At 35.4% G+C, this 18909-nt stretch carries 22 protein-coding genes; 4 read left to right on the top strand and 18 right to left on the bottom strand.

The features are described from left to right. Window positions 1-343: 343 nt before the first annotated feature. The 11 genes from QW128_01290 to QW128_01340 all read right to left on the bottom strand — a co-directional run bounded on the left by QW128_01290 (window position 344) and on the right by QW128_01340 (window position 9434). Window positions 344-952, bottom strand: a complete 609-nt coding sequence (locus QW128_01290) for a hypothetical protein (protein ID MEM3832220.1) — start codon at window positions 950-952, stop codon at window positions 344-346. 2 nt (window positions 953-954) lie between these two features. Next, complete coding sequence (locus tag QW128_01295; GenBank protein ID MEM3832221.1) at window positions 955-2280, bottom strand: hypothetical protein; 1326 nt, start codon at window positions 2278-2280, stop codon at window positions 955-957. Window positions 2281-2530: 250 nt separating this feature from the next. Further along, on the bottom strand, window positions 2531-2905 hold the full coding sequence (locus QW128_01300) for a DUF1634 domain-containing protein (protein ID MEM3832222.1): 375 nt from the start codon (window positions 2903-2905) through the stop codon (window positions 2531-2533). Next, window positions 2902-3180 (bottom strand): sulfite exporter TauE/SafE family protein, encoded by a 279-nt coding sequence (locus QW128_01305; GenBank protein MEM3832223.1) that lies wholly within the window; start codon window positions 3178-3180, stop codon window positions 2902-2904. Before QW128_01305 ends, QW128_01300 begins: the two co-directional genes overlap by 4 nt. Then, complete coding sequence (locus QW128_01310) at window positions 3165-4319, bottom strand: transposase (GenBank protein ID MEM3832224.1); 1155 nt, start codon at window positions 4317-4319, stop codon at window positions 3165-3167. Before QW128_01310 ends, QW128_01305 begins: the two co-directional genes overlap by 16 nt. Beyond that, complete coding sequence (locus QW128_01315; GenBank protein MEM3832225.1) at window positions 4286-4471, bottom strand: helix-turn-helix domain-containing protein; 186 nt, start codon at window positions 4469-4471, stop codon at window positions 4286-4288. The genes QW128_01310 and QW128_01315 overlap by 34 nt, the downstream gene beginning before the upstream one ends. 38 nt (window positions 4472-4509) lie before the next feature. Then, window positions 4510-5109: a sulfite exporter TauE/SafE family protein gene (locus QW128_01320; GenBank protein ID MEM3832226.1), complete on the bottom strand. Its 600-nt coding sequence runs from the start codon at window positions 5107-5109 to the stop codon at window positions 4510-4512. 167 nt (window positions 5110-5276) lie between these two features. Further along, a complete protein-coding gene (locus QW128_01325) occupies window positions 5277-6908 on the bottom strand; it encodes an ABC transporter substrate-binding protein (GenBank protein MEM3832227.1) in 1632 nt (543 codons plus the stop codon). 574 nt (window positions 6909-7482) lie between these two features. After that, a complete protein-coding gene (locus QW128_01330; protein ID MEM3832228.1) occupies window positions 7483-8364 on the bottom strand; it encodes a hypothetical protein in 882 nt (293 codons plus the stop codon). Next, a complete protein-coding gene (locus QW128_01335) occupies window positions 8339-8866 on the bottom strand; it encodes a hypothetical protein (GenBank protein MEM3832229.1) in 528 nt (175 codons plus the stop codon). Before QW128_01335 ends, QW128_01330 begins: the two co-directional genes overlap by 26 nt. Before the next feature lie 40 nt (window positions 8867-8906). Then, window positions 8907-9434, bottom strand: a complete 528-nt coding sequence (locus QW128_01340; GenBank protein ID MEM3832230.1) for a hypothetical protein — start codon at window positions 9432-9434, stop codon at window positions 8907-8909. Window positions 9435-9749: 315 nt separating this feature from the next. On the opposite strand from QW128_01340, the gene QW128_01345 reads away from it, so the two are divergent. Both QW128_01345 and QW128_01350 read left to right on the top strand, forming a co-directional pair. After that, window positions 9750-10217 (top strand): rubrerythrin family protein, encoded by a 468-nt coding sequence (locus tag QW128_01345; protein MEM3832231.1) that lies wholly within the window; start codon window positions 9750-9752, stop codon window positions 10215-10217. 12 nt (window positions 10218-10229) lie between these two features. Beyond that, window positions 10230-10805: a DUF3501 family protein gene (locus tag QW128_01350; GenBank protein MEM3832232.1), complete on the top strand. Its 576-nt coding sequence runs from the start codon at window positions 10230-10232 to the stop codon at window positions 10803-10805. Window positions 10806-11236: 431 nt separating this feature from the next. Here the strand turns inward: QW128_01350 and QW128_01355 are convergent, their stop codons facing one another. The 7 genes from QW128_01355 to QW128_01385 all read right to left on the bottom strand — a co-directional run bounded on the left by QW128_01355 (window position 11237) and on the right by QW128_01385 (window position 17868). Continuing rightward, window positions 11237-12235 carry an ABC transporter ATP-binding protein gene (locus QW128_01355; protein MEM3832233.1) on the bottom strand — a complete coding sequence of 333 codons (999 nt, stop codon included), beginning with the start codon at window positions 12233-12235 and terminating at the stop codon, window positions 11237-11239. Beyond that, window positions 12228-13193: an ABC transporter ATP-binding protein gene (locus QW128_01360; protein MEM3832234.1), complete on the bottom strand. Its 966-nt coding sequence runs from the start codon at window positions 13191-13193 to the stop codon at window positions 12228-12230. The genes QW128_01355 and QW128_01360 overlap by 8 nt, the downstream gene beginning before the upstream one ends. Window positions 13194-13196: 3 nt before the next feature. Continuing rightward, window positions 13197-14039, bottom strand: a complete 843-nt coding sequence (locus tag QW128_01365) for an ABC transporter permease (protein ID MEM3832235.1) — start codon at window positions 14037-14039, stop codon at window positions 13197-13199. A 62-nt stretch (window positions 14040-14101) separates the two neighbouring features. After that, on the bottom strand, window positions 14102-15103 hold the full coding sequence (locus tag QW128_01370; GenBank protein ID MEM3832236.1) for an ABC transporter permease: 1002 nt from the start codon (window positions 15101-15103) through the stop codon (window positions 14102-14104). A 77-nt stretch (window positions 15104-15180) separates the two neighbouring features. Next, entirely contained in the window at window positions 15181-15879 is a 699-nt protein-coding gene (deoC, locus tag QW128_01375) for a deoxyribose-phosphate aldolase (GenBank protein MEM3832237.1), read from the bottom strand. A gap of 41 nt (window positions 15880-15920) precedes the next feature. Next, window positions 15921-16616, bottom strand: coding sequence for a nucleotidyltransferase family protein (locus QW128_01380; protein ID MEM3832238.1), 696 nt, complete (start codon window positions 16614-16616; stop codon window positions 15921-15923). A gap of 163 nt (window positions 16617-16779) precedes the next feature. Continuing rightward, window positions 16780-17868, bottom strand: coding sequence for a glycosyltransferase (locus QW128_01385; GenBank protein ID MEM3832239.1), 1089 nt, complete (start codon window positions 17866-17868; stop codon window positions 16780-16782). Between the two features lie 119 nt (window positions 17869-17987). On the opposite strand from QW128_01385, the gene QW128_01390 reads away from it, so the two are divergent. Further along, complete coding sequence (locus QW128_01390; protein ID MEM3832240.1) at window positions 17988-18152, top strand: 50S ribosomal protein L40e; 165 nt, start codon at window positions 17988-17990, stop codon at window positions 18150-18152. Window positions 18153-18249: 97 nt separating this feature from the next. After that, complete coding sequence (locus QW128_01395; protein ID MEM3832241.1) at window positions 18250-18819, top strand: HD family hydrolase; 570 nt, start codon at window positions 18250-18252, stop codon at window positions 18817-18819. Window positions 18820-18909: the final 90 nt, after the last annotated feature.

Genomic DNA, 18909 nt, shown 5'->3' on the forward strand with positions numbered 1-18909 from the left:
TTATTGACACTCTCCGCGACTGAAGTCGGGAGGTTTTTAGCTTCGTGCTTCATCGTACCGAGTTCTGGGCTAGTCAAACCAGCCCCTGGCATGAGCATATAGTCCATAACCCGCTTGTCCGAACTTCCTCTCAAACTTCAGCTCTTGAAGCCTCATTCGAGTGACTCGCTCAAATAGAAATATCACTCATTATACATTTGAACTTATCGACAATTCATCCCAGAAAAAGTTTTAGGCTTTCTTGTCGAACTATATGTAAAGAATAATGCTTCAAAATTTTATTCACGCAAGTATGAGAGTTGGTTAGTAGATGTGTAATATTTTGACAGGATCGAGTTGTGGTTTATTGTTTTTTGTGTGTTTCTATGTAGTCTCTAAAGAGTAGCCAGAATGTGAAGATACCAATGCTTAGTCCTAAGCCTATCGATATGCCTAGGCTGATTGCATATTTTATTTCTGGGCTGAATGCTGTTAGGTCAATCAATACTATGATTAATAGTAATAGGGTGATTAGTGCGAACACGTTTTCAAGTTTTCTTTCTATTTGTATGTGTTTCATGAATGCATCTAGTCCGATTGCAAATATCAGTATTATTATGATTATACTGATTATTCTGGAGGTGTATAGGATTATGCTCGTGTATAGTTCGGGTTGATTGATGATGAGTAACCTGCCTATTATTGCAATTCCGGCCAGCACTAATCCTAGGTCGGCTAATACTGTTATTAGTGTGGTTAGTGATATGCGTAGGTTCTTAGGGAATACGTCTTTGATGAGACTTTCGAGGTTGAAGACTTTGATTGTCCATTTAATTAGTGTGTTTATGAGTTTGATTAATAGGAGTATTATTATGAGTGTAATTATCGATAGTGTTATTCTGGGAAAGTATGTTACGAGTTCTGAAATTATTGTGTCGAGTATAGATTTTAGTTCTTCTAACGTTGTCGGCATTGTTAACCACCCAGTCCTATGATAATCGCTATGCGATATATAAAGTAGAGTATAATTATTAATATTGTTAACGCTAGTGATTGCACGAAGAGCTTGATTGCTCGTTTGGAGGTTTCCATAGTGAATGTATAACCCATGACTCCTATGGAGTATATAAGTCTGCTGTAACCATAGGCTGTTTCGGTTGGGATGATAGCTGATTCAGGTATCGCCAGTAAGGGTATTATGAGTGCTGATAGCTTGAATATTGAGGCAAGTAGGAATAGAAGAAATAGGTCATTTATGTAAAAGCCTGTAGCTGATGCTATTAAGAGTCCTACAGAGTTTGATGCTGTGAGTAGAACTGATGCCTCGATTATGCCTAACGAGTGAATATACTTGGAGTAGAGTGATAATGCAATGAAGTTGAATCCAACAAACGTCATTGATAAGATTGCTGAGTAGCCTAAGTGTGCCAAGGGCCACGGTGTAAAGAATAGCAATAGTGTGAAGAAAGTGTTAAGGATCATTGCATAGGTGTAACTTTTGAAACCTTTCCATAGGTAAGGACCTATGATACCACCTAGGCTACCAGCTAAGCTTAATGCGGTGACTAGATACAATGGAGCACCTCTGTCTTTTAGTAAAGGGGCCCATCCTAGGCCGATTAAGTTCGCGCCTGCTAGGGCTAAAGTGAGCATTATGAAGATATTGACTCTTCTGGCTTCAATTTCTTCTGTTTTCGCCTTAAATTGTTGTTGTGGATCGAAGTATAGCATGTTGGATGAGTAAAAGAATAAAGAGATTGATGCTATTAAACCTGTTAGTGAACCATATATGTATGCTATATAATAACTCTCTGGGGGTTTAACAGTAGCTGTTATGTAAATGATGAATAGACTGCCTAATATTGAGGATACTGATCCGACTGATGATCTCACTACGTTAACATCTATAAGTTCGTTATCTTTGAAGCTTAAAAACAAGGCTAAATTTAAGAGAATTCCAACTGGAATTGTGATAGCTTGCGCTAATGCATACATTATGGAGAGATTTTCAGGAGAATTTATCATAAATGGAAGGGACATCCAGAGGAACCGTTCAATAGCATGCATTACTATTAACTTGATCTTAACATTACCAGCAAATATGTTAGATTTAGCATGGATCAAATATGAGATAAGGATGCTAAGAAAAGCCGCAGCCAGGCTAACATATGATAAAAGATTTACGGAGTAATTCTGATATGCAAGCATTGGTATAAATAAACTTCTAGTAATAGCTACGTAAAAGCCACTAAAGAGCGCTTCCATATACATTAGTAATTTTGCACTAGTTTGTTTCTCCATGAATTTAAGATAAAAACAGCTTCTATTTAAAAATATAAATTGTTATTTACTTAGCACTCTTTATGTCTTTAACCATGAGATTCTTGCTTCTAAGATGTTCATTGATCTTACTGCTCATTGGAACACTTGTCTCATCTCACTCTATTTTTGTTGATTTAATTCTTTGAATATTGATTATTAAGACACGTAAAACTTCTTGGAGTGTTTTTGATTGAAGGTATGTTTGAATGTAGGAATTTGAGTTATAAAACTAATGAATGATTAGGCTTAGTGTTAATATGATAAGGACGATTAACGTTATTATGACATATTTGTAATTATGGGTAAATATAAAATAGAGTACTGACGCTACAACTCTGAGGTATGGTGTCAACATAAGTACTGCCAGCCCAAGTGCCATGATGTTGATATAATTAAATTTGCGAAATATTGATAGTACTATATTCGATAAATATATGAAAAAGTCTTGAAATTTTATGTGTGTCTCTTCATCATTTAAATCTATATGTGTTGTTCCTTTATCTATTATATACATCGTAAGGCCTAGTGATTCCATTATTAACGATGTTATTACTCCTATTGTTAATATATAACCTATGATAGTTTCTAGGTCAATCTTTTTCATAATGATGTAACCCCTTTATAGAGCATTTGAATGATTAGGTATACAAGGATTATTAAAAAGAGTACCCTGATTGTTTTGTCTTTCATTTTTGGGAGTATCCTTGATCCTATTAGTGATCCTACTGTTGTTCCTACTGCCATTGGTGCAGCTAAGGTTACTGCAATTAGCCCTGATGCTATGAATACTGTGGAACCGGCTAGCGCTGTCATGCCTATGATGAAGTTACTTGTAGAACTTGATACCTTAGATGGGTTCTGAGTTAAGTAGGAATGCATAGTGAATTGCTATTTTCATTCCTACTTAACCCTTCCCCCTCGATTAATTCGTTGAGGGCTCTCGGGGAGAACCCAATTCCCCGCATCTGAAGGTTTAACACCGCTACAACATCCCTATCCATTGTTAGTCCGCATTCTTCGCACCTCATTATCCTGCCCAGATAGGAAGCCATGCTTCCTGAGCAGACTGGGCAGGTTTTAGACGAGTTGGCTGGGTTAACGTATTTCACTGGTAAATCAAGCCACTTCAGCTTGTATTCGAGCATGAGTTGGAATGTTCTTGCGTTCCACTTTGAGAGCTTTCTGTTATTTTTCCTTGAGCCATTAAGAATTCGCCCCTTTATACCTTTCAGGTTTTCAAGTATTGCTCCGCAATCCTTCTCCTTGAGCTCCCCCGCAATGTGCGTGGTTAGTTTGTGCATGAAGTCTTTGGCTCTATTCTTCTCACGCTTAGAGTACTTCTCTAATAGTCTCTTTGATGTATTGGGCTTAATCTTAGATAACTTTTGTATCCTCTGCAGTTTAGTTTCATAGGTTCTGTGAATATGGTAGAGCTCTCTTAAGTCATAGCGCTTGATCTCGCCACCTATGAACGCCGTTATGTTCGTTAAGTTAACGTCAAATGATACCCACTTCTCAGCCTTGGGCTCAACCCTCTTCTTAACCGTAATTATCAGCTCCTTCTCAGTCATAAGTAGCCCACCGACTTTATCAAAGTCTCTTGGAATCCAGTCGTACTTTCTTAAGTCAACCTCAAGATACCGCTTATTAGGCTCAATGCTTACCCTCAGTATACCATCTCTGAAGCTGAAAAGTGTGCTCTTAATGTAAACGGTTTTTTTAGTTATCTCAGGCTTACCTTCAGCTTTCCCCCTATTGTAGAGCGTTATCCAGCCCTTAACCAATCCGATAACGGAGTTTATTGCTGAATCAACGTAATGCTTTGAAAACCTCCAGTCTTTCAGCAACTCATCTCTAAGTCTTTTCCTATCTTCAGCTTTCAAGTTAAGGTGAGCCTTCTTAGAAATCTTAACGTGCGAGAATATTGCGTCTAAAGCCTTCTGCTTAGCTTTGAAGTATTCCTCGATTAAATCTTTTGGAACATCTACTGGGATCCTGTAGCTCTTAACTGCTTCCATAATCTCTCAACTTCGCTCCTCGGGTAGCGGAGCTTACCAGTTGGAAGTTTAACAGTCCTAATAATGCCTTTCCTCTGCCACTTCCAGAGCGTTTTAACTGAGATACCGAACTTCTTTGCAACATCTTTTGGTCTAAGTAGTTCTTTTTCCATCAAAGAGTTAATAGAGTTAAACAAATATTTAAACCTATCTATTCCAAAACTGTTGACCACGGCATCCTAAGTATTAGTTCATGTATTGATACTTTGAAAGCACCCGCTCCTATTCCAAGCATACCTGCAGCTAATCCTGCAATCATCATAGCAGGCCCGCCTAGATATGCCTTAATAATTTTGTAATTGATTTCTTTCTTTAAGTTTTCATCATAGTACGACCCTTCAAGTTGGAGCCATTTAGAAAATTTATCTTGTATCATGTTCTCGTGGACATTGCTGTGAGTCTTTTTTCTGATGCCGTAAAATGATGTGAGAAGAAAAGCAGCGAAGAAGAAGTAAAGGTATTTACTTGGTATTAGAAGTGTTATGATTGCACCTGTGATTGCACCGCTTACGGTAAATATTTCTAAGTACATTGCAACTTTAATGTTAGTTAACTTCTCCCTTACATATGCTGCTGCGGAACCACTAGAAGTTGCTATGATTGTTATCATGCTGTTTGCTATGGCATATTTAAGAGGAACGCCTAAGAGAGTAAGGACAGGAATTACTATTGCACCACCACCTAATCCTGTTAAAGCACCTAAGAAACCTGCAAACAATGATATTAACATAACAGTTATTACATCTAGCATGAGACTAGAACTACGCGGTAACAAATAAATATTATCATTCTTAAATTTAACCTGTACAGGATTGGACATTGTATTGCTTCAACTATATATTCATTACTGGATTAGTCTTGCATCTTGATTTAATGTTTATGATATGATAAAAAAATAAAGATTTTTAGTTGGATTGTTTAACCCCATCTTATTAGCCAGTATCTGAACAGCATATCTGGTCCTAAGATAATTCCGGAAATGCCTTTTTTCGTTACTACGGTAAGTTGTCCTTGAACTAATGGTATAAATGGCACATCAGCGGCAAGCATCTTTTGAACTCTTTGATAAATCTGTGTTCGCTGTGAGATATCTGTTAAGCTTTGTGCCTGCGTGAGGAGTTGGTTTACTGTAGCATTGCTATAGTGAGACCCAGTCCATGTGTTGGCTTCACTGTGTAGGAATGGTGTTAAGTAATCATCTGGATCTAAATAATCTGGATACCAACCGAAGAGGCTCATCATCATTGTTCCGTTCGATGCTTGCCTTACATAAGTACTCCATTCTGCGCTCTTTATATTAACTGAGATCATTCCAGTGTTCTCCCATTGCTCTTTTAATACTTGAGCTAGACCTGCTTCAGTTGATCCGTAGTGTGATGGAGTATACCACAAATCAACGCTTAACTTATTGTAGGTCGAGTATCCAGCTTGTGTAAGTAGTTGTTCTGCGTATGTTATATTACCATCTCCATATTGTTTGAACACTGGAGTGTAGCTCCACATGCCTATTGGAACTAAGCTATAAAGTGGTGTTACAATACCTGTGTAAACTCTCTGCGCTAAGTCTGTTCTGTTAATTGCTGCAGCTAATGCTCGCCTAACCAATACATTATTGACGGGGGATGTTTGTGTGTTAAATATTATGTATCTGATGAAAGCGCCTGGGACTTGGATTACGTTAAAGTTAGTGTTAGATTTCAAGTTCATTATATCTATCGGGTTTAATGTTCTCCATGCAATGTCAATTTCACCGCTTTCCAGGGCAGCTCTTAAAGAGGTTGCATCTTTATAGAACCTGATTATCACTTTACTGATATAGGCTGTACCGTTATAGAAGTAAGGGTTAGCTTCGAGGTCGAGTTCTTGGTCCCTTACCCATTTTGTAATTCTGTAAGCTCCTGCTCCGCCAGCAGTTTGGTCAGGATCGACTGCGTTTGGGTTATATTTTGGACTTACTGCAAAATATGGAGGTGTGGCTAATAATGCTAAGAAATAGGAGACTGGCTGTTTAAGGTTAAAGACAACAGTCTTAGGATCTGGAGCAGTTACATTATTTACAAAACTAGTAATGAGCCACACAGGACCTTCAGGAGCGTTAATCTTTATAACTCTGTTTATTGATCTGACAAAATCTTGTGCTGTGAGGGGTGATCCATCGGAGAACTTTAAATTATCTCGAAGTGTGAATACATAAGTTAATCCATTATTCTGTATTGTATAACCTGAAGCTAACGCTAATTGAATGTCAGCTGTTCCAGGCCTATATGTTACAAGACCAGCCATTATATTATTCAATACTTCCCATGTATAAAAGTCATAAGCGCTTGCTGGATCAATATCTGTCACCTTATCAGTAACACCAATTACTAGAGGCTTGGGGGGTGTTGTTGTCGTGGTTGTCGTAGTTGTTGTGGTTGCAGGTGTGGTTGTTGTAGTTGTCGTAGGGGCGCCTCCATAAAATAACATGTATGTGGCTCCTATAATAATAATGATAATTACGACAATTATTCCTATTGTTGCGCTTCTAGAAATTGCTTTTTTCCATGACATGTTTCCTCAAAGCTTACAGTATAAGACAAAACTTATAAACTTTTTTAAAACAATGTTACATTTATTACTTTATAAGTTACAGATTTTGCAGTTCTATCAATCTTTAAGCTTTAAATGCTCTTATGGCTTTTTGTTTTGTTAGAGAGCGTTCTGCATTTTTCCATTTTGTCAAATAATCTTGAAAATCTCACATTTTCATTAATCGAATGTTTTCTAGTTAATTCGCAGTTCTTCCATCAAAAATTTATTCTTACAGTAATTTAAATCAATGACAAAATTATTGGTGATATACAATCACGCACGATGACTGTTTGAACAACTAAAAGTGTGTAATGTTAAGGATTATGAGATTCTAATTTTTTAATAATAATTATTGGACCAAAATTAAAGGATTTGACTGAATATTTAGAAAATAAAAATCATGTTTTACGGATGCGAAAGCAGGGATATGAACAGAGGTTTTGGGTTGTGAATGAACATGTGTATTTCTTGGGCTTCTCAGAGTTGTCTCTCTCACAAGCACATACACCCTTCTCAATCAAGATAAACTCGATCCATACCCTCTAGCTGTTTCTTAAGAGTCATTCATTTTATTCGGATTGGTATAAACGTCTGTGGTTTTTGTGGTAGTTATTGTTGGTGTGCCCCATGTTACTGGGTTGTATCTCCAGTAAATGGTGTTGTTGTCGCTACTTATTGATATATAATTAGGAACTTGTATGGAACCTATTACAAAGAGCGGATGTTTTGTCCAATCCCATCCATCATAAAAGTACCATCCACCTACAACTCTCTTATTGTTTAGGAATAAGGCGTAGAGTGTTATGTTTCCCATGCTCATGAAGATGTGCTCATTTTTGGTATATGATTCTAGTGCTATTACCTCCTGCTCACCATCCATAAAGGCTTGACTATTATCATTGATTAAGAGACCAATGTAACTTACGTTCGTAGTAATGTCGTGTATTTTATATGACCAGATATATTTGTTTTGGTGTAAAGATAAGTATATAGAAATAATGATCAGGTCATTATTATTCATGGATGGTGGACCACGTTCTGTTATCCACGTGTAGTTTGCTCCTGAAGAAATATTTGTAACTATCATTGCATATGTTAGCCATGTAGTACGGTTCGGTTCTATACCTATGGCCACTTGAAGGATTGTTTTTGATTGTGTCATTGCAGATAATACTATGTAAATTACTCCGTCGGTCTCAATTATTTGAGGTAATTTAATTATGGCTGTAATATTTTTTACTTCTGACCACCTAACAATTGTGCCATCTTCTAATTTAGCTCCATTTGGAATTACTACACCCAAAGCCCATGAACCTTTTAGATAAAATTCCCAATCAGAATTTGTATTGTTCAATACGTACATCGTGTATGCTAGGAGTATTATAGATAATATTACTATAAACAAAAATTTAAGTATGAATTCGTTTGTTTTCATGAATTCCAACCATTAAAAATCCGATCATTAATATAAGTGCACCAATAATTGCTATTAATGAGAATATTTGTATCGGAGTCACAAGTGGTTCGAGTATTGACGCAGTTACGGACGTAGGTTCATGTAAAATTGTAGATGAATAACCCCCCAGCGATCCAGCTATTCCTAAACCTAATGTAGAACCTAAGGTTCCAACATAGAGCATTACAATTCCGATGCTTAAAAGAAAGTTCATGATCCTTGTTGGTTGGTTTATATTTAACGTAATAACTGCAAGTCCTATGAAACCTAGACATCCAATAGCTATAAAAAGTATATACCCAATGATAAGCCAGACACCAGGTCCTCCACCTACTAAAATTCTTTGTAAAGTTTGAGATAAATTAATCGGTAATATGAAAAGTAAAGTCCAAAAAACAGCTATTATTGAGTTAATAATAGCTAACGTTGTAAACCTTTTGTATAACAAAGAATTCACATTTTTGTTAACTGAATTGCTCATTCAAATCACGTAAAAATAATAAAAAAAGTTAAATAAATTTTTATTTAGTTTTTCCTTTCCAATTGATTACGTATGCTAGTCCTCCCAGTAAGGCTCCGGCAGCTACCATTAATATGAAGGGTTCTATCATGTATGGGTATGGCGCTAGCACAAGTTCATGAACTTGTGCAATAGTTAAACCGCCACCGCCAACTGCTGTAGGTAAGAGCGCTGCGCCTCCTTGGTATCCAGCTATCATCATAAGCCATGTTGCTCCGATAACACCGATGTTCCCTAAAATCAAATGAAGCCATGCGAATATGCTAGTAATTCCTGAAAACGGTTTATTGAGAATAACTTCTATGTAATAGTAGAATAATGCAGTAATCGCTGTTGCTAAAACCCCTACAACTATGTAACTAATGTAACCAACAAATAACCATGTACCAGCGCTGCCGCCTGCAATAACCCTACTAGGTGATGGTGTTGGTTGTACTGGTCCAAAGAAGTATAAGGTCCAAATTGTTGCGAACAGTCCATTAATTATGGATGCCCATATCCATCTATTAGCCCATTTACTTTCTGTCATTTTATTATCACCACTAATATAGATAAAATTTGTTGAATATAAACTTTTCTAAGATTTTTAAGTTATATATTAATTTAAATTACATGATTTATATACAAATCTCTGTGATCTAAAATATAAAGCTATTTTACTATCGATTTTTGAGTTTTTGTACAAAGACCTGAGATCTAACTAAGTTTTGTGGAATATTTTTGAGACATGTCTAATTCTTAGTTAAGATAAAAATAAAATTTGTTTTGAGATAGTTATGATTTAGATTATCATAAAACACAAAGATTTATATTCATCGTTGTATAGCTGTTTATTGTGAGACTTATGGTTGAGAAGTCACTTAAGAATAGCAAAACTTATGAAAATCTTAAAGCAGGTTTTCAGGGAGAATCAATGGCTAATAGGAGATACCTTTACTATGCTAGGCTTGCAGAAAATTTGGGTCTAAAGGATATTGCTGAAGTTTTTAAGAAGACAGCTGATGCTGAAACTGGTCATGCTTTTGGTCACATGAATTTTCTTAAATCCGATCCAGTAGTTGGTACAGATATTAATACTATTGAGGACGCGTTGAGGGCTGCTATACAGGGTGAAACTTATGAGTGGACTCAGATGTATCCAGGTTTTGCGAAGGTTGCTAGGGATGAGGGGTTCGATGATATTTCTGAATGGTTCGAGACACTGGCTAAGGTTGAACGATATCATTCCCGACGATTCGATGAGGCTTTAGAAGAATTACAGAAATCGAAGGGTGTTAAGACTGAGATAGAAGATGAAGTGTTGGTTCATTAACTGGTGTAACTGATGAATATCTACAGTGTTGATGAGTTTCTTACTCCTGAAAAATATGAAAAAGTAAGAATCAAGAGAATAAAAGATATCGCTGAATTAAAAAAATCAAGACGAATTGATTATGGAGAACGTCTCAGTTTTTTGTTCGAGAATAGAGAAACAGTAAAGCATCAGATTCAAGAAACGATTTATTTAGATTATCTTCAACGTCCTGAGGATATTATGAAGGTAATTAATACTTATGAACCAATAGTTCCTAATTCTAATGAAATAAGCTTAACTGTTTTCATAAATATTTATAATGAAGAAGAAATGAGGACCTTACTACCCAAATTCAAGGGAATAGAGAATTCTATAGGTTTGAAGGTAGATGAGAAGAAGATAAACGGTGAACCTATATATCCTGAAAAAAGTAAAGAAACTACAAGAAGCATTCATTATTTAAAATTTAAGTTTAATCCAAGTGATCTAAATATTATAAAAAGTGCGAAGAGAATGAGTATTATCATAGAGCATCCAGAAATGCACAGTGAGATTGAAATCCCTCAAAAAGTTTTATTATCTGTGATTAGGGATCTTAATCTATAATTCTATTTTTATTATCATTCATTAATGGTAATAAATTTCAAAATAATTGTATATGCTAACAATTTGTACTTTGTATATATATTGTGTTATCTTTGTTCTTAGTTATTGGTTAGACCATATGTAATTGGTATTACTCCCTGTTGAAGTAGGAGATTCTTTGTTTCTCTGCTTAAGGTTTTCATTGTACCGAGTCCGAGCTGTATCAATCTAGTCCATGGCCTGCGTGAGAGTGACTTGCTTAAAATATGGACAGCATTTATTTAAGCTTCTCAACAATTCATCCCACGGTTTAAACCGTAGACTTTCTTACAAAGCTCATGTAATTATATTTAAGCTCATTGATAATTCATGGTTAAAACCGTATGCTTTTCTGCTGAATTTATGATGAAGTTATTAAGATTGATAGAATATTGAAAGAATTACTAAAATAATTATGGTGAATATTGTTGCATTATTTCTAATGAATAATGGCAAGCAGAGAAATGGTTTTCATTAACTTTTATGAGTGGTGGTTCTTCTTTTTTGCATTTGCCGGTTGCGAAGGGGCATCTAGGGTGAAATCTACAGCCGCTAGGTGGATTTTTTGGGTCTGCTATTTCACCTGTTATTGTTAACTTCTTTATACGTTTTCTCAGTGATGGTATTGATGATAATAATCCAATAGTGTATGGGTGTGCCGGCTTGCTTATTATTTCTTTAGTTGGTCCAATTTCCATAATTTTTCCTAGGTACATTACTGCTGTGCGTTCTGCTATTATTGAGGCAATTCCGAGGTCGTGTGTGATTAGTAATAGTGATGTCTTGTATTCTTTCTTAAAGCTGATTAATAATTCAAGGATTGATATTCTTAATGATACATCTATCATCGATACTGGTTCGTCTGCAACTACAAATTTTGGTTTTAGTATCATGGCTCGTGCAATCGCAACTCTTTGTCTCTGTCCTCCACTCAATTGATGCGGATATTTTACATAAAAAACTTCTGGAGGTATAAGACCAACCCGTTTTAGCATGCTCATTGTAGTTTGTTTTGCTTCGCTCCATTTGCTTAAACCATGTTCGATTAAAGGTTCTGCAATTATATCACCTATTTTCATTCTAGGATTAAGTGATGCATAAGGATCTTGAAATATGATTTGCAGGTCCTTTCTAAGTTCCCTTATTTTTCCTCCTTTAATGAAAGTTATGTCATTATTATTGAAGAAGATTTTACCTTTCGTTGGTTCGATTAATCTAATCACTAGTCTACCTGTAGTAGTTTTTCCGCAGCCAGATTCACCTACGAGGGCTAGTATTTCACTTGTGTTAACTGAAAAGTTTATTCCATCGACGGCTTTTACGAAGACGTTTTGTCTGCGCAATTTCTCTATGAGTGTTTGTTCGACTGGAAAGTATTTTGTTAAGTTTTCAACCTTTATTACTTCACTCATGTTGTTTTCCTCCTGAATAAAGCCAGCATGCTACTTCTCTTCCATCAACATTAATTTTAGGAGGACTTTTCTCTTTGCATAAAGGCATAACGTATGGGCACCTTGGATGGAATCTGCAACCACTGGGTGGTACTATAAGGTCTGGAGGGTTTCCTGGTATTGATTTTACTTCTTTTTCGCTCCATAAATCCGGTACCGAGGATAATAATCCGGAAGTGTATGGATGTAGTGGTTCGTTTGTTATCTTTTTAGTCTCTCCTAACTCAACAACTTCACCTGCATACATAATAGCTATTTTGTTACTTCTCTCTGCTGCTAATGCAATATCGTGTGTTATTAACATTATTGACATACCTTTGTTTATGAGGCTTTGCATGAGATCCATGATAAGGTCTTGTACGATAACATCTAATGCAGTAGTTGGTTCATCCGCAATTAACAATACTGGGTTTAATGCTATTGCAATAGCTATTGCGGCTCTTTGTCTCTGTCCTCCACTCAATTGATGCGGATAATATTTATATCTATCAGGAGGCATCCCTACTTCCTCAAGAAGTTTCATAGCTTTTTCTTTAGCATCATCTTTATTAGTTATACCATGTTCAACAAATACTTCAGTGATTTGATCACCAATACGGACAAGAGGATCCAATGATGTGAAAGGATCTTGAAAAACAAAACCTATTTTTCTTCCCCTTACTTTGCGTATTTTTTCCTCATTCATTTTTGTTAAATTCTCGTTTTCTAAAATGATGTCACCATCTACTATTTTACCTGGTGGTCGTAAGAGTCTAGGAATAGCGTGTGCAAGTGTACTTTTTCCACATCCAGATTCACCGACAATACTCATGAATTCATTTCTGTTTAACGCTAGTGAGATTCCATCTACGGCCTTGACTATGCCTCTTAGTGTATAATAATATGCTCTTAGGTTATTGATTTTAAGTAATTCTGGCATGTGTCATCTCCTCGGATTGTATATATCACTTAATGCTTCACCAATTAAGGCGAATCCAACTGAAAGTAATACTACCATCAAACCAGGAAAGAAACTAAGCCACCAGTAACCAGATAATACATATTCGCGCCCAACGTAAAGATCATACCCCCAGTCAGGAGTTGGAGGTACTACTGAATAACCTAAATAGCTGAGTCCTGCTTCTGTTAGAATAGCATCTGCTGCGCTTAAAGAAAAAATTACTACAAGTGTGGGTAGAAGGTTAGGAAGTATATGTTTTAGTAAGATTCTTCTTGTTCTAATTCCGGACGCTAATGCTGCTTCAATGTAAAGTTGTGCTTTTATTGATAGTGTTTGTCCTCTAATCATTCTATAATAAGTAGGAATGTAGACAAAAGCGATAGAAATTGCTGTATTTAAAGGACTAGGCCCAAGCATTAGTGCAACTACTATAGCTAGTAATAAACTAGGAAATGCATAAATACTATCCATGACTATTGAAAGCATACGATCCACAATACCACTAAGGAAACCTGAAATTAATCCTAATGGCATACCTATTGTCATTGAGATCATTGTCGATAATAGAAGTATTGATAAGATTGTGCGGGCTCCATAAACAATCCTAGAGAATATATCACGACCTAGGTTATCCGTACCTAATATGTGTGGATAATATGGTGATTGAAGAACATCAGATGATCCTTTAGTGGGATCATATGATGTTAATAGTGGAGCTGTAACAGCCATAATGGTAAACATTAGGATTATTATAAGGCCACTTATCATAAAACCTGTACGCCATCCTGTAAAACGTTTAACAATTCGTGAAAGAAGACCTCCCATAATTCCATGCCTAATAGTTACAGTCTGTGTATCATTCTTGCTGGAGTTCATACTTGATCACCTTAATAGCTTATTCTGGGATCTAAAAAGGCATAAATGATGTCTATTACTACATTAGTAACTGCTACAAATAATGCGAAAAATACTACGGCACCTTGGACAGCTGTATAATCAGTATATTGTATTCTTTCAACAATCATCGTGCCTAATCCAGGCCATGAAAATGTTGTCTCAGTAAGTATCGCACCCGTTAATAGTATAGCAAACTGTAACCCCATCATCGTCACAAGCGGAATAAATGCATTCTTTAAGCTATGAACCAAGACTTTTCTATCCCTAATTCCACGTGCAAAATATGCTAAAATAAAATCTTGACCCATTACATCTATCATATTATTTCGTAAAAGACGTGTGTATACACCAGAGAGTACAACACCCAAAGTAATCGCTGGTAAAATGAGATGTCTTAGTGTACTTATCAACATATCGAATCTTCCTGCCATAACACTATCAATAATATAGAGGCCAGTGTAATGCGGTGGTGCTAAACCAGGATCAGCCCTCTGACCAATCGGTAATATTCTGAAATATACTCCAAAAATAAGTTGTAACATAAGCCCAAACCATGGTATAAAAAGTGCATACGAAACAATGCTATAAAGTCGCATTGTAGTATCAAGGAGACCACGTTTCCATGCAGCAACAGTCCCTGTAATCAAACCTATAGTAACACTAACTAAAAAAGCAGCTACCGTTAACTCAAGGGTTGCAGGGAAGCGTTCCATTATGACACTTATTACTGGCCTATGATCAACAGACATCGTAGTCCCAAAATCACCTCTCAATATACCAAAGATGTAATCTACATATTGCTGGTATAACGGTTTGTTAAGGCCTGCTTGTTCTCTCATTGCAGCTACAACACTAGGTGGAGCGCGCATGCCTATCATAGCTATTATTGGATCTCCTATCATACGAAGAAGAACAAACACAATTGATAAAAGAATAAAAAGCGTAGGTATGATAAGCAAAACCCGCAATACTATATACTGCCACAGTTTCACGTTTTCTCCCTTTATCTAATAAGACCAGTAAATAAATATTTTTATTTAATAAATGAAATCTTCCAAATTAAAGTTCATCAAGTTCTCTGTTCTCTTAGACTGTTAATGATCTCTACACTTCTGCTAGCACCTATTCTTGTAGCTCCTGCTTTTATCATCGCTAATGCTTGTTCTGCTGTACGTATTCCTCCTGCAGCTTTTATTCCAATATGTTTGCTGATAGATTTTCTCATTAGCTCTACATCATGAATTGTTGCTCCGCCAGTTCCAAAGCCAGTGCTAGTTTTAACAAAATCTGCTCCGGCCTCTTCTGCAATTTTACAGGCAATTACTTTTTCTTCATCAGTTAGATAACATGTTTCGATTATGACTTTGACAAGTGCATTATATTTGCGGGCAACTTTTATTACTCCTTCAATATCTTTTTTAACTAATTCATAATTATGATCCTTCAAAGCGCCTATATTAATTACCATGTCTATTTCACTAGCTCCTAGTTTTAATACTTGTTCTGCTTCAAATGCTTTTACCTTTGGTAATGTTGAGCCAAAAGGAAATCCAACCACACTTACAACTCTAACTTCAGTATTCTTTAATAGTGATACAGCTAAGCTAACATAAGATGGATTTACGACTACTGAATAAAAACCATGTTCCACTGCATCCCTGCATAATTTTTCAATATCTGATCTGGTAGCGTCCGGTCTTAATAATGTGTGTTCAATCATTTTAGCTAGTTGTTCACGAGTTATTTTAATATTAGATTGTGTGTTCATGATAGCTCGATAACTATATTATGTTCATGTATATTTAAACACTAATGTTTTATTTTCAATATTTCTTTTTCTACTTCCTCAATATCCTTCTGAGTATCTATGGATCTCCAAAATACGTTTTTGAATGTTACTGCATTTAATTTGTTAATCTTTGCTAGTTCTGGAAACGTTATTCTTTCTATATCCCCCTTTTCGGGAAGATAGTTGAAGACATCTGGCTTGAAATAGTATACACCCGCATTAATCCAATAATCTAATTGCGGTTTTTCTATAAAGTTTTTAATAAAATTTCCATCTGTAATTTCAACTATACCATAGGGGCTTCTCAATGGAACTAACGCCATTGTTCCGGTATTTTCATTATTATTTCTTGCCAATTCTAGGGGATTAAGGTTTGTTATTATATCTCCGTTAATTGTAAGAAAACCATTCTCATTCTTTAATAAGGCTTCAGTATTTTTCAGAGCTCCACCTGTACCCAATGGTTCATCCTCTATAGAATAATATATTTTCACACCATATTTTGAACCACTTCCTATGGTTTCAAGAAATTTCTCTTTCATATAACCTGCACATACTATAAATTCTCTAATATCATAAGAAATAAGCCAATCAATTTGCCACTCAATAATAGATTTACCACTAATTTCTATTAGTGCTTTTGGACGACTATCAGTGAGGGGGCGCAATCTTTTACCATAACCACCAGCAAGTATAACAGCCTTCAAAACGTTCACCACTTAACAAAAGTTTTAAACATCTATAAATTTACCGCCCAACAATCATAAACATATATTATATCAGAAATACTTTATGATTGAAGACCTTTTGCTTTTAGATGAAAAACCTTGACAATTTAAGTATCTCTTATAGAAAAGATTTTCAATAAGTTATGACTCATTATTTGATCAGTCGCTTCCACACAAAATGTTCACTGAATAAGTAATTACTTATGAACCCTAGAAAAATACCTAGAATGTTTGAGAGTAAATAATGAAATCCTAAACTAGTAAGTAACACTAAGGATGCAAAATTTACAATGGCACCTAATAATACACTTACATGATACTTAGCAAGACTGTCCAAGTATGTATTAATTTTTTTAGTGCTACGTGTCTTAAATGTCCATATGTTATTTAATAAGTGATTACTTATTATTGATGTTTCTATTGCTAATGGACTTGCGTAAATAAGCTTCAAACTGTTCTCAACTAAATAGTAAAGTACTCCTTCGTTAACCAAGATGCCTATCACGCCTACCATCATGAATTTTATTATTCTGTATTCGTTTAGTTTAAGTATTAAATTTAGATAACGTAGCATCTCGCTAAGGCTAAGTTTACTTTTACCTCGTTTTCTTGTAATAAAGGTATATGGAATCTCGGCAATTTTAATGTTCTCAACTTTTGATTGGTACAAGAGTTCCAAGAGGATCTTATATCCGTGTGTGCTTGGTATAAAATTATTTATAGAAGTTCTTTTAAACGCAAAGAAACCTGATAATGGATCTTTAATAGCCTTTGTCTCAGGAAGTAACAGATGAGCTAACAATGTTGCTCCCTTACTTACTATTTTTCTATAAAAACTCCAACCTTTGATGATGCCACCTTCTACATATCTTGAAGCTATTACTATGTCGGAACCATTCTCAAGTGTTTTATAAATCTCCAAAAGCTTTTCAGGTGGATGTTGTAGATCAGCGTCCATTACTGCTATGTAATCTCCCGAGGCAATCTTCATGCCATCAGCTATAGCAGACCCAAGACCTAGTTTTCCGGGTCTTTTAAGAACCTTGATATTATTATACTTATCAGCGAGTTTCATAGCTTCTTCAGCAGTATTATCAGGACTATTATCGTCAACTATGATGATTTCTAGATTAAGCTCTAACGATTCTAGCTTCTTAATAAGCTCGCTAATATTCTCTCTTTCATTGTAAGTTGGTATTACTACACTAATTTTACGCAGCCTAACCACCAATTCTATCATAAAATAGTCCTTTAAAACAATAACTACTCTAGATCTTATGCTCCGATGATCCCGATTTTTTAGAATGATAACTTCGATAAAGTTTTATAGATGTTTTAGTAAGTGTTTTGTGAGTAACTATGCCCATATCAGATCCCGAAAAATTAATGCTTGCGCAAATGTATAAACTAAGTTACAAAATCTGTAGAAAATGCGGAGCACACAATCCAATGGATGCCACGCGTTGCAGAAAATGTAAAAGCAAAAATCTAAGACTGAAACATAGAGAAATCAAGAAAGTATAGTTATCCTATTTTGAATAAACTCTTTACTTAAACCTTAAATTTACTGTTAGAGCTTCTATGCATAAAATATTTATGTGAAGATTAATAGTGTATTCATATGCCAAAGTTTCACGACTTTATTGAATTTATAGGTGTTTTGAAGAACATTCCTAGAATTGGATGGATTCAGCGTGGTGTTCCATTACAGTTATGTGAGACTGTTGCTGAACATATTTTTGAAGTTTCAAGTCTTGCGCTCATGTTTTCTCAAAGAGTTATATATTCTGGTGTTCAGGTCGACTTATCAAAGGTGCTTTCGATGAGTATAATTCATGATTGGGCTGAGGCGATAACTGGAGATATTCCTAGATCACTAAGCAAATACTTTTCAATAAGCATGAAAGAAAACATAGAAATGATGATCCTCTCTGATATGTTTAAAGACGAGATGGATATTATAAAGAAATTTTTTGCAGAATATTTGGAAAGAAAGAGCACCGAGGCACAGTTAGTGAAGTTGGCTGATCATGTATCCACAGTGTTGCAGGGTAGAAGGTACTTGTCATCCGGCTATAATGTAAATGACATTGTAAACAACAGCACATCTGAAGCTTTAAAACTTGTTGAAAAAGGGGAACTAAGTGTATTAAAACATTTAATAGAAGAATTGTTGAGCAATTCAAGATAGAACATTCCATTTATATTTATTAAATGTACCTTTAAACAACTATATTAACAAGATAAAAATAAGATTAAGTATAATTTATCTTGGATTAGC

Source organism: Thermoprotei archaeon (assembly GCA_038881895.1).
In the GTDB taxonomy this organism is placed as follows: Archaea; Thermoproteota; Thermoprotei; order Gearchaeales; family WAQG01; genus JAVZOV01.

What these genes read in the sequence shown, in the direction of transcription:
- QW128_01290 (MEM3832220.1), bottom strand. Translation starts at nt 952, where the DNA reads ATGCCGACAACGTTAGAAGAACTAAAATCTATACTCGACACAATAATT.
- QW128_01295 (MEM3832221.1), bottom strand. Translation starts at nt 2,280, where the DNA reads ATGGAGAAACAAACTAGTGCAAAATTACTAATGTATATGGAAGCGCTC.
- QW128_01300 (MEM3832222.1), bottom strand. Translation starts at nt 2,905, where the DNA reads ATGAAAAAGATTGACCTAGAAACTATCATAGGTTATATATTAACAATA.
- QW128_01305 (MEM3832223.1), bottom strand. Translation starts at nt 3,180, where the DNA reads ATGCATTCCTACTTAACTCAGAACCCATCTAAGGTATCAAGTTCTACA.
- QW128_01310 (MEM3832224.1), bottom strand. Translation starts at nt 4,319, where the DNA reads ATGGAAGCAGTTAAGAGCTACAGGATCCCAGTAGATGTTCCAAAAGAT.
- QW128_01315 (MEM3832225.1), bottom strand. Translation starts at nt 4,471, where the DNA reads ATGGAAAAAGAACTACTTAGACCAAAAGATGTTGCAAAGAAGTTCGGT.
- QW128_01320 (MEM3832226.1), bottom strand. Translation starts at nt 5,109, where the DNA reads ATGCTAGATGTAATAACTGTTATGTTAATATCATTGTTTGCAGGTTTC.
- QW128_01325 (MEM3832227.1), bottom strand. Translation starts at nt 6,908, where the DNA reads ATGTCATGGAAAAAAGCAATTTCTAGAAGCGCAACAATAGGAATAATT.
- QW128_01330 (MEM3832228.1), bottom strand. Translation starts at nt 8,364, where the DNA reads ATGAAAACAAACGAATTCATACTTAAATTTTTGTTTATAGTAATATTA.
- QW128_01335 (MEM3832229.1), bottom strand. Translation starts at nt 8,866, where the DNA reads ATGAGCAATTCAGTTAACAAAAATGTGAATTCTTTGTTATACAAAAGG.
- QW128_01340 (MEM3832230.1), bottom strand. Translation starts at nt 9,434, where the DNA reads ATGACAGAAAGTAAATGGGCTAATAGATGGATATGGGCATCCATAATT.
- QW128_01345 (MEM3832231.1), top strand. Translation starts at nt 9,750, where the DNA reads ATGGTTGAGAAGTCACTTAAGAATAGCAAAACTTATGAAAATCTTAAA.
- QW128_01350 (MEM3832232.1), top strand. Translation starts at nt 10,230, where the DNA reads ATGAATATCTACAGTGTTGATGAGTTTCTTACTCCTGAAAAATATGAA.
- QW128_01355 (MEM3832233.1), bottom strand. Translation starts at nt 12,235, where the DNA reads ATGAGTGAAGTAATAAAGGTTGAAAACTTAACAAAATACTTTCCAGTC.
- QW128_01360 (MEM3832234.1), bottom strand. Translation starts at nt 13,193, where the DNA reads ATGCCAGAATTACTTAAAATCAATAACCTAAGAGCATATTATTATACA.
- QW128_01365 (MEM3832235.1), bottom strand. Translation starts at nt 14,039, where the DNA reads ATGGGAGGTCTTCTTTCACGAATTGTTAAACGTTTTACAGGATGGCGT.
- deoC (MEM3832237.1), bottom strand. Translation starts at nt 15,879, where the DNA reads ATGAACACACAATCTAATATTAAAATAACTCGTGAACAACTAGCTAAA.
- QW128_01385 (MEM3832239.1), bottom strand. Translation starts at nt 17,868, where the DNA reads ATGATAGAATTGGTGGTTAGGCTGCGTAAAATTAGTGTAGTAATACCA.
- QW128_01390 (MEM3832240.1), top strand. Translation starts at nt 17,988, where the DNA reads ATGCCCATATCAGATCCCGAAAAATTAATGCTTGCGCAAATGTATAAA.
- QW128_01395 (MEM3832241.1), top strand. Translation starts at nt 18,250, where the DNA reads ATGCCAAAGTTTCACGACTTTATTGAATTTATAGGTGTTTTGAAGAAC.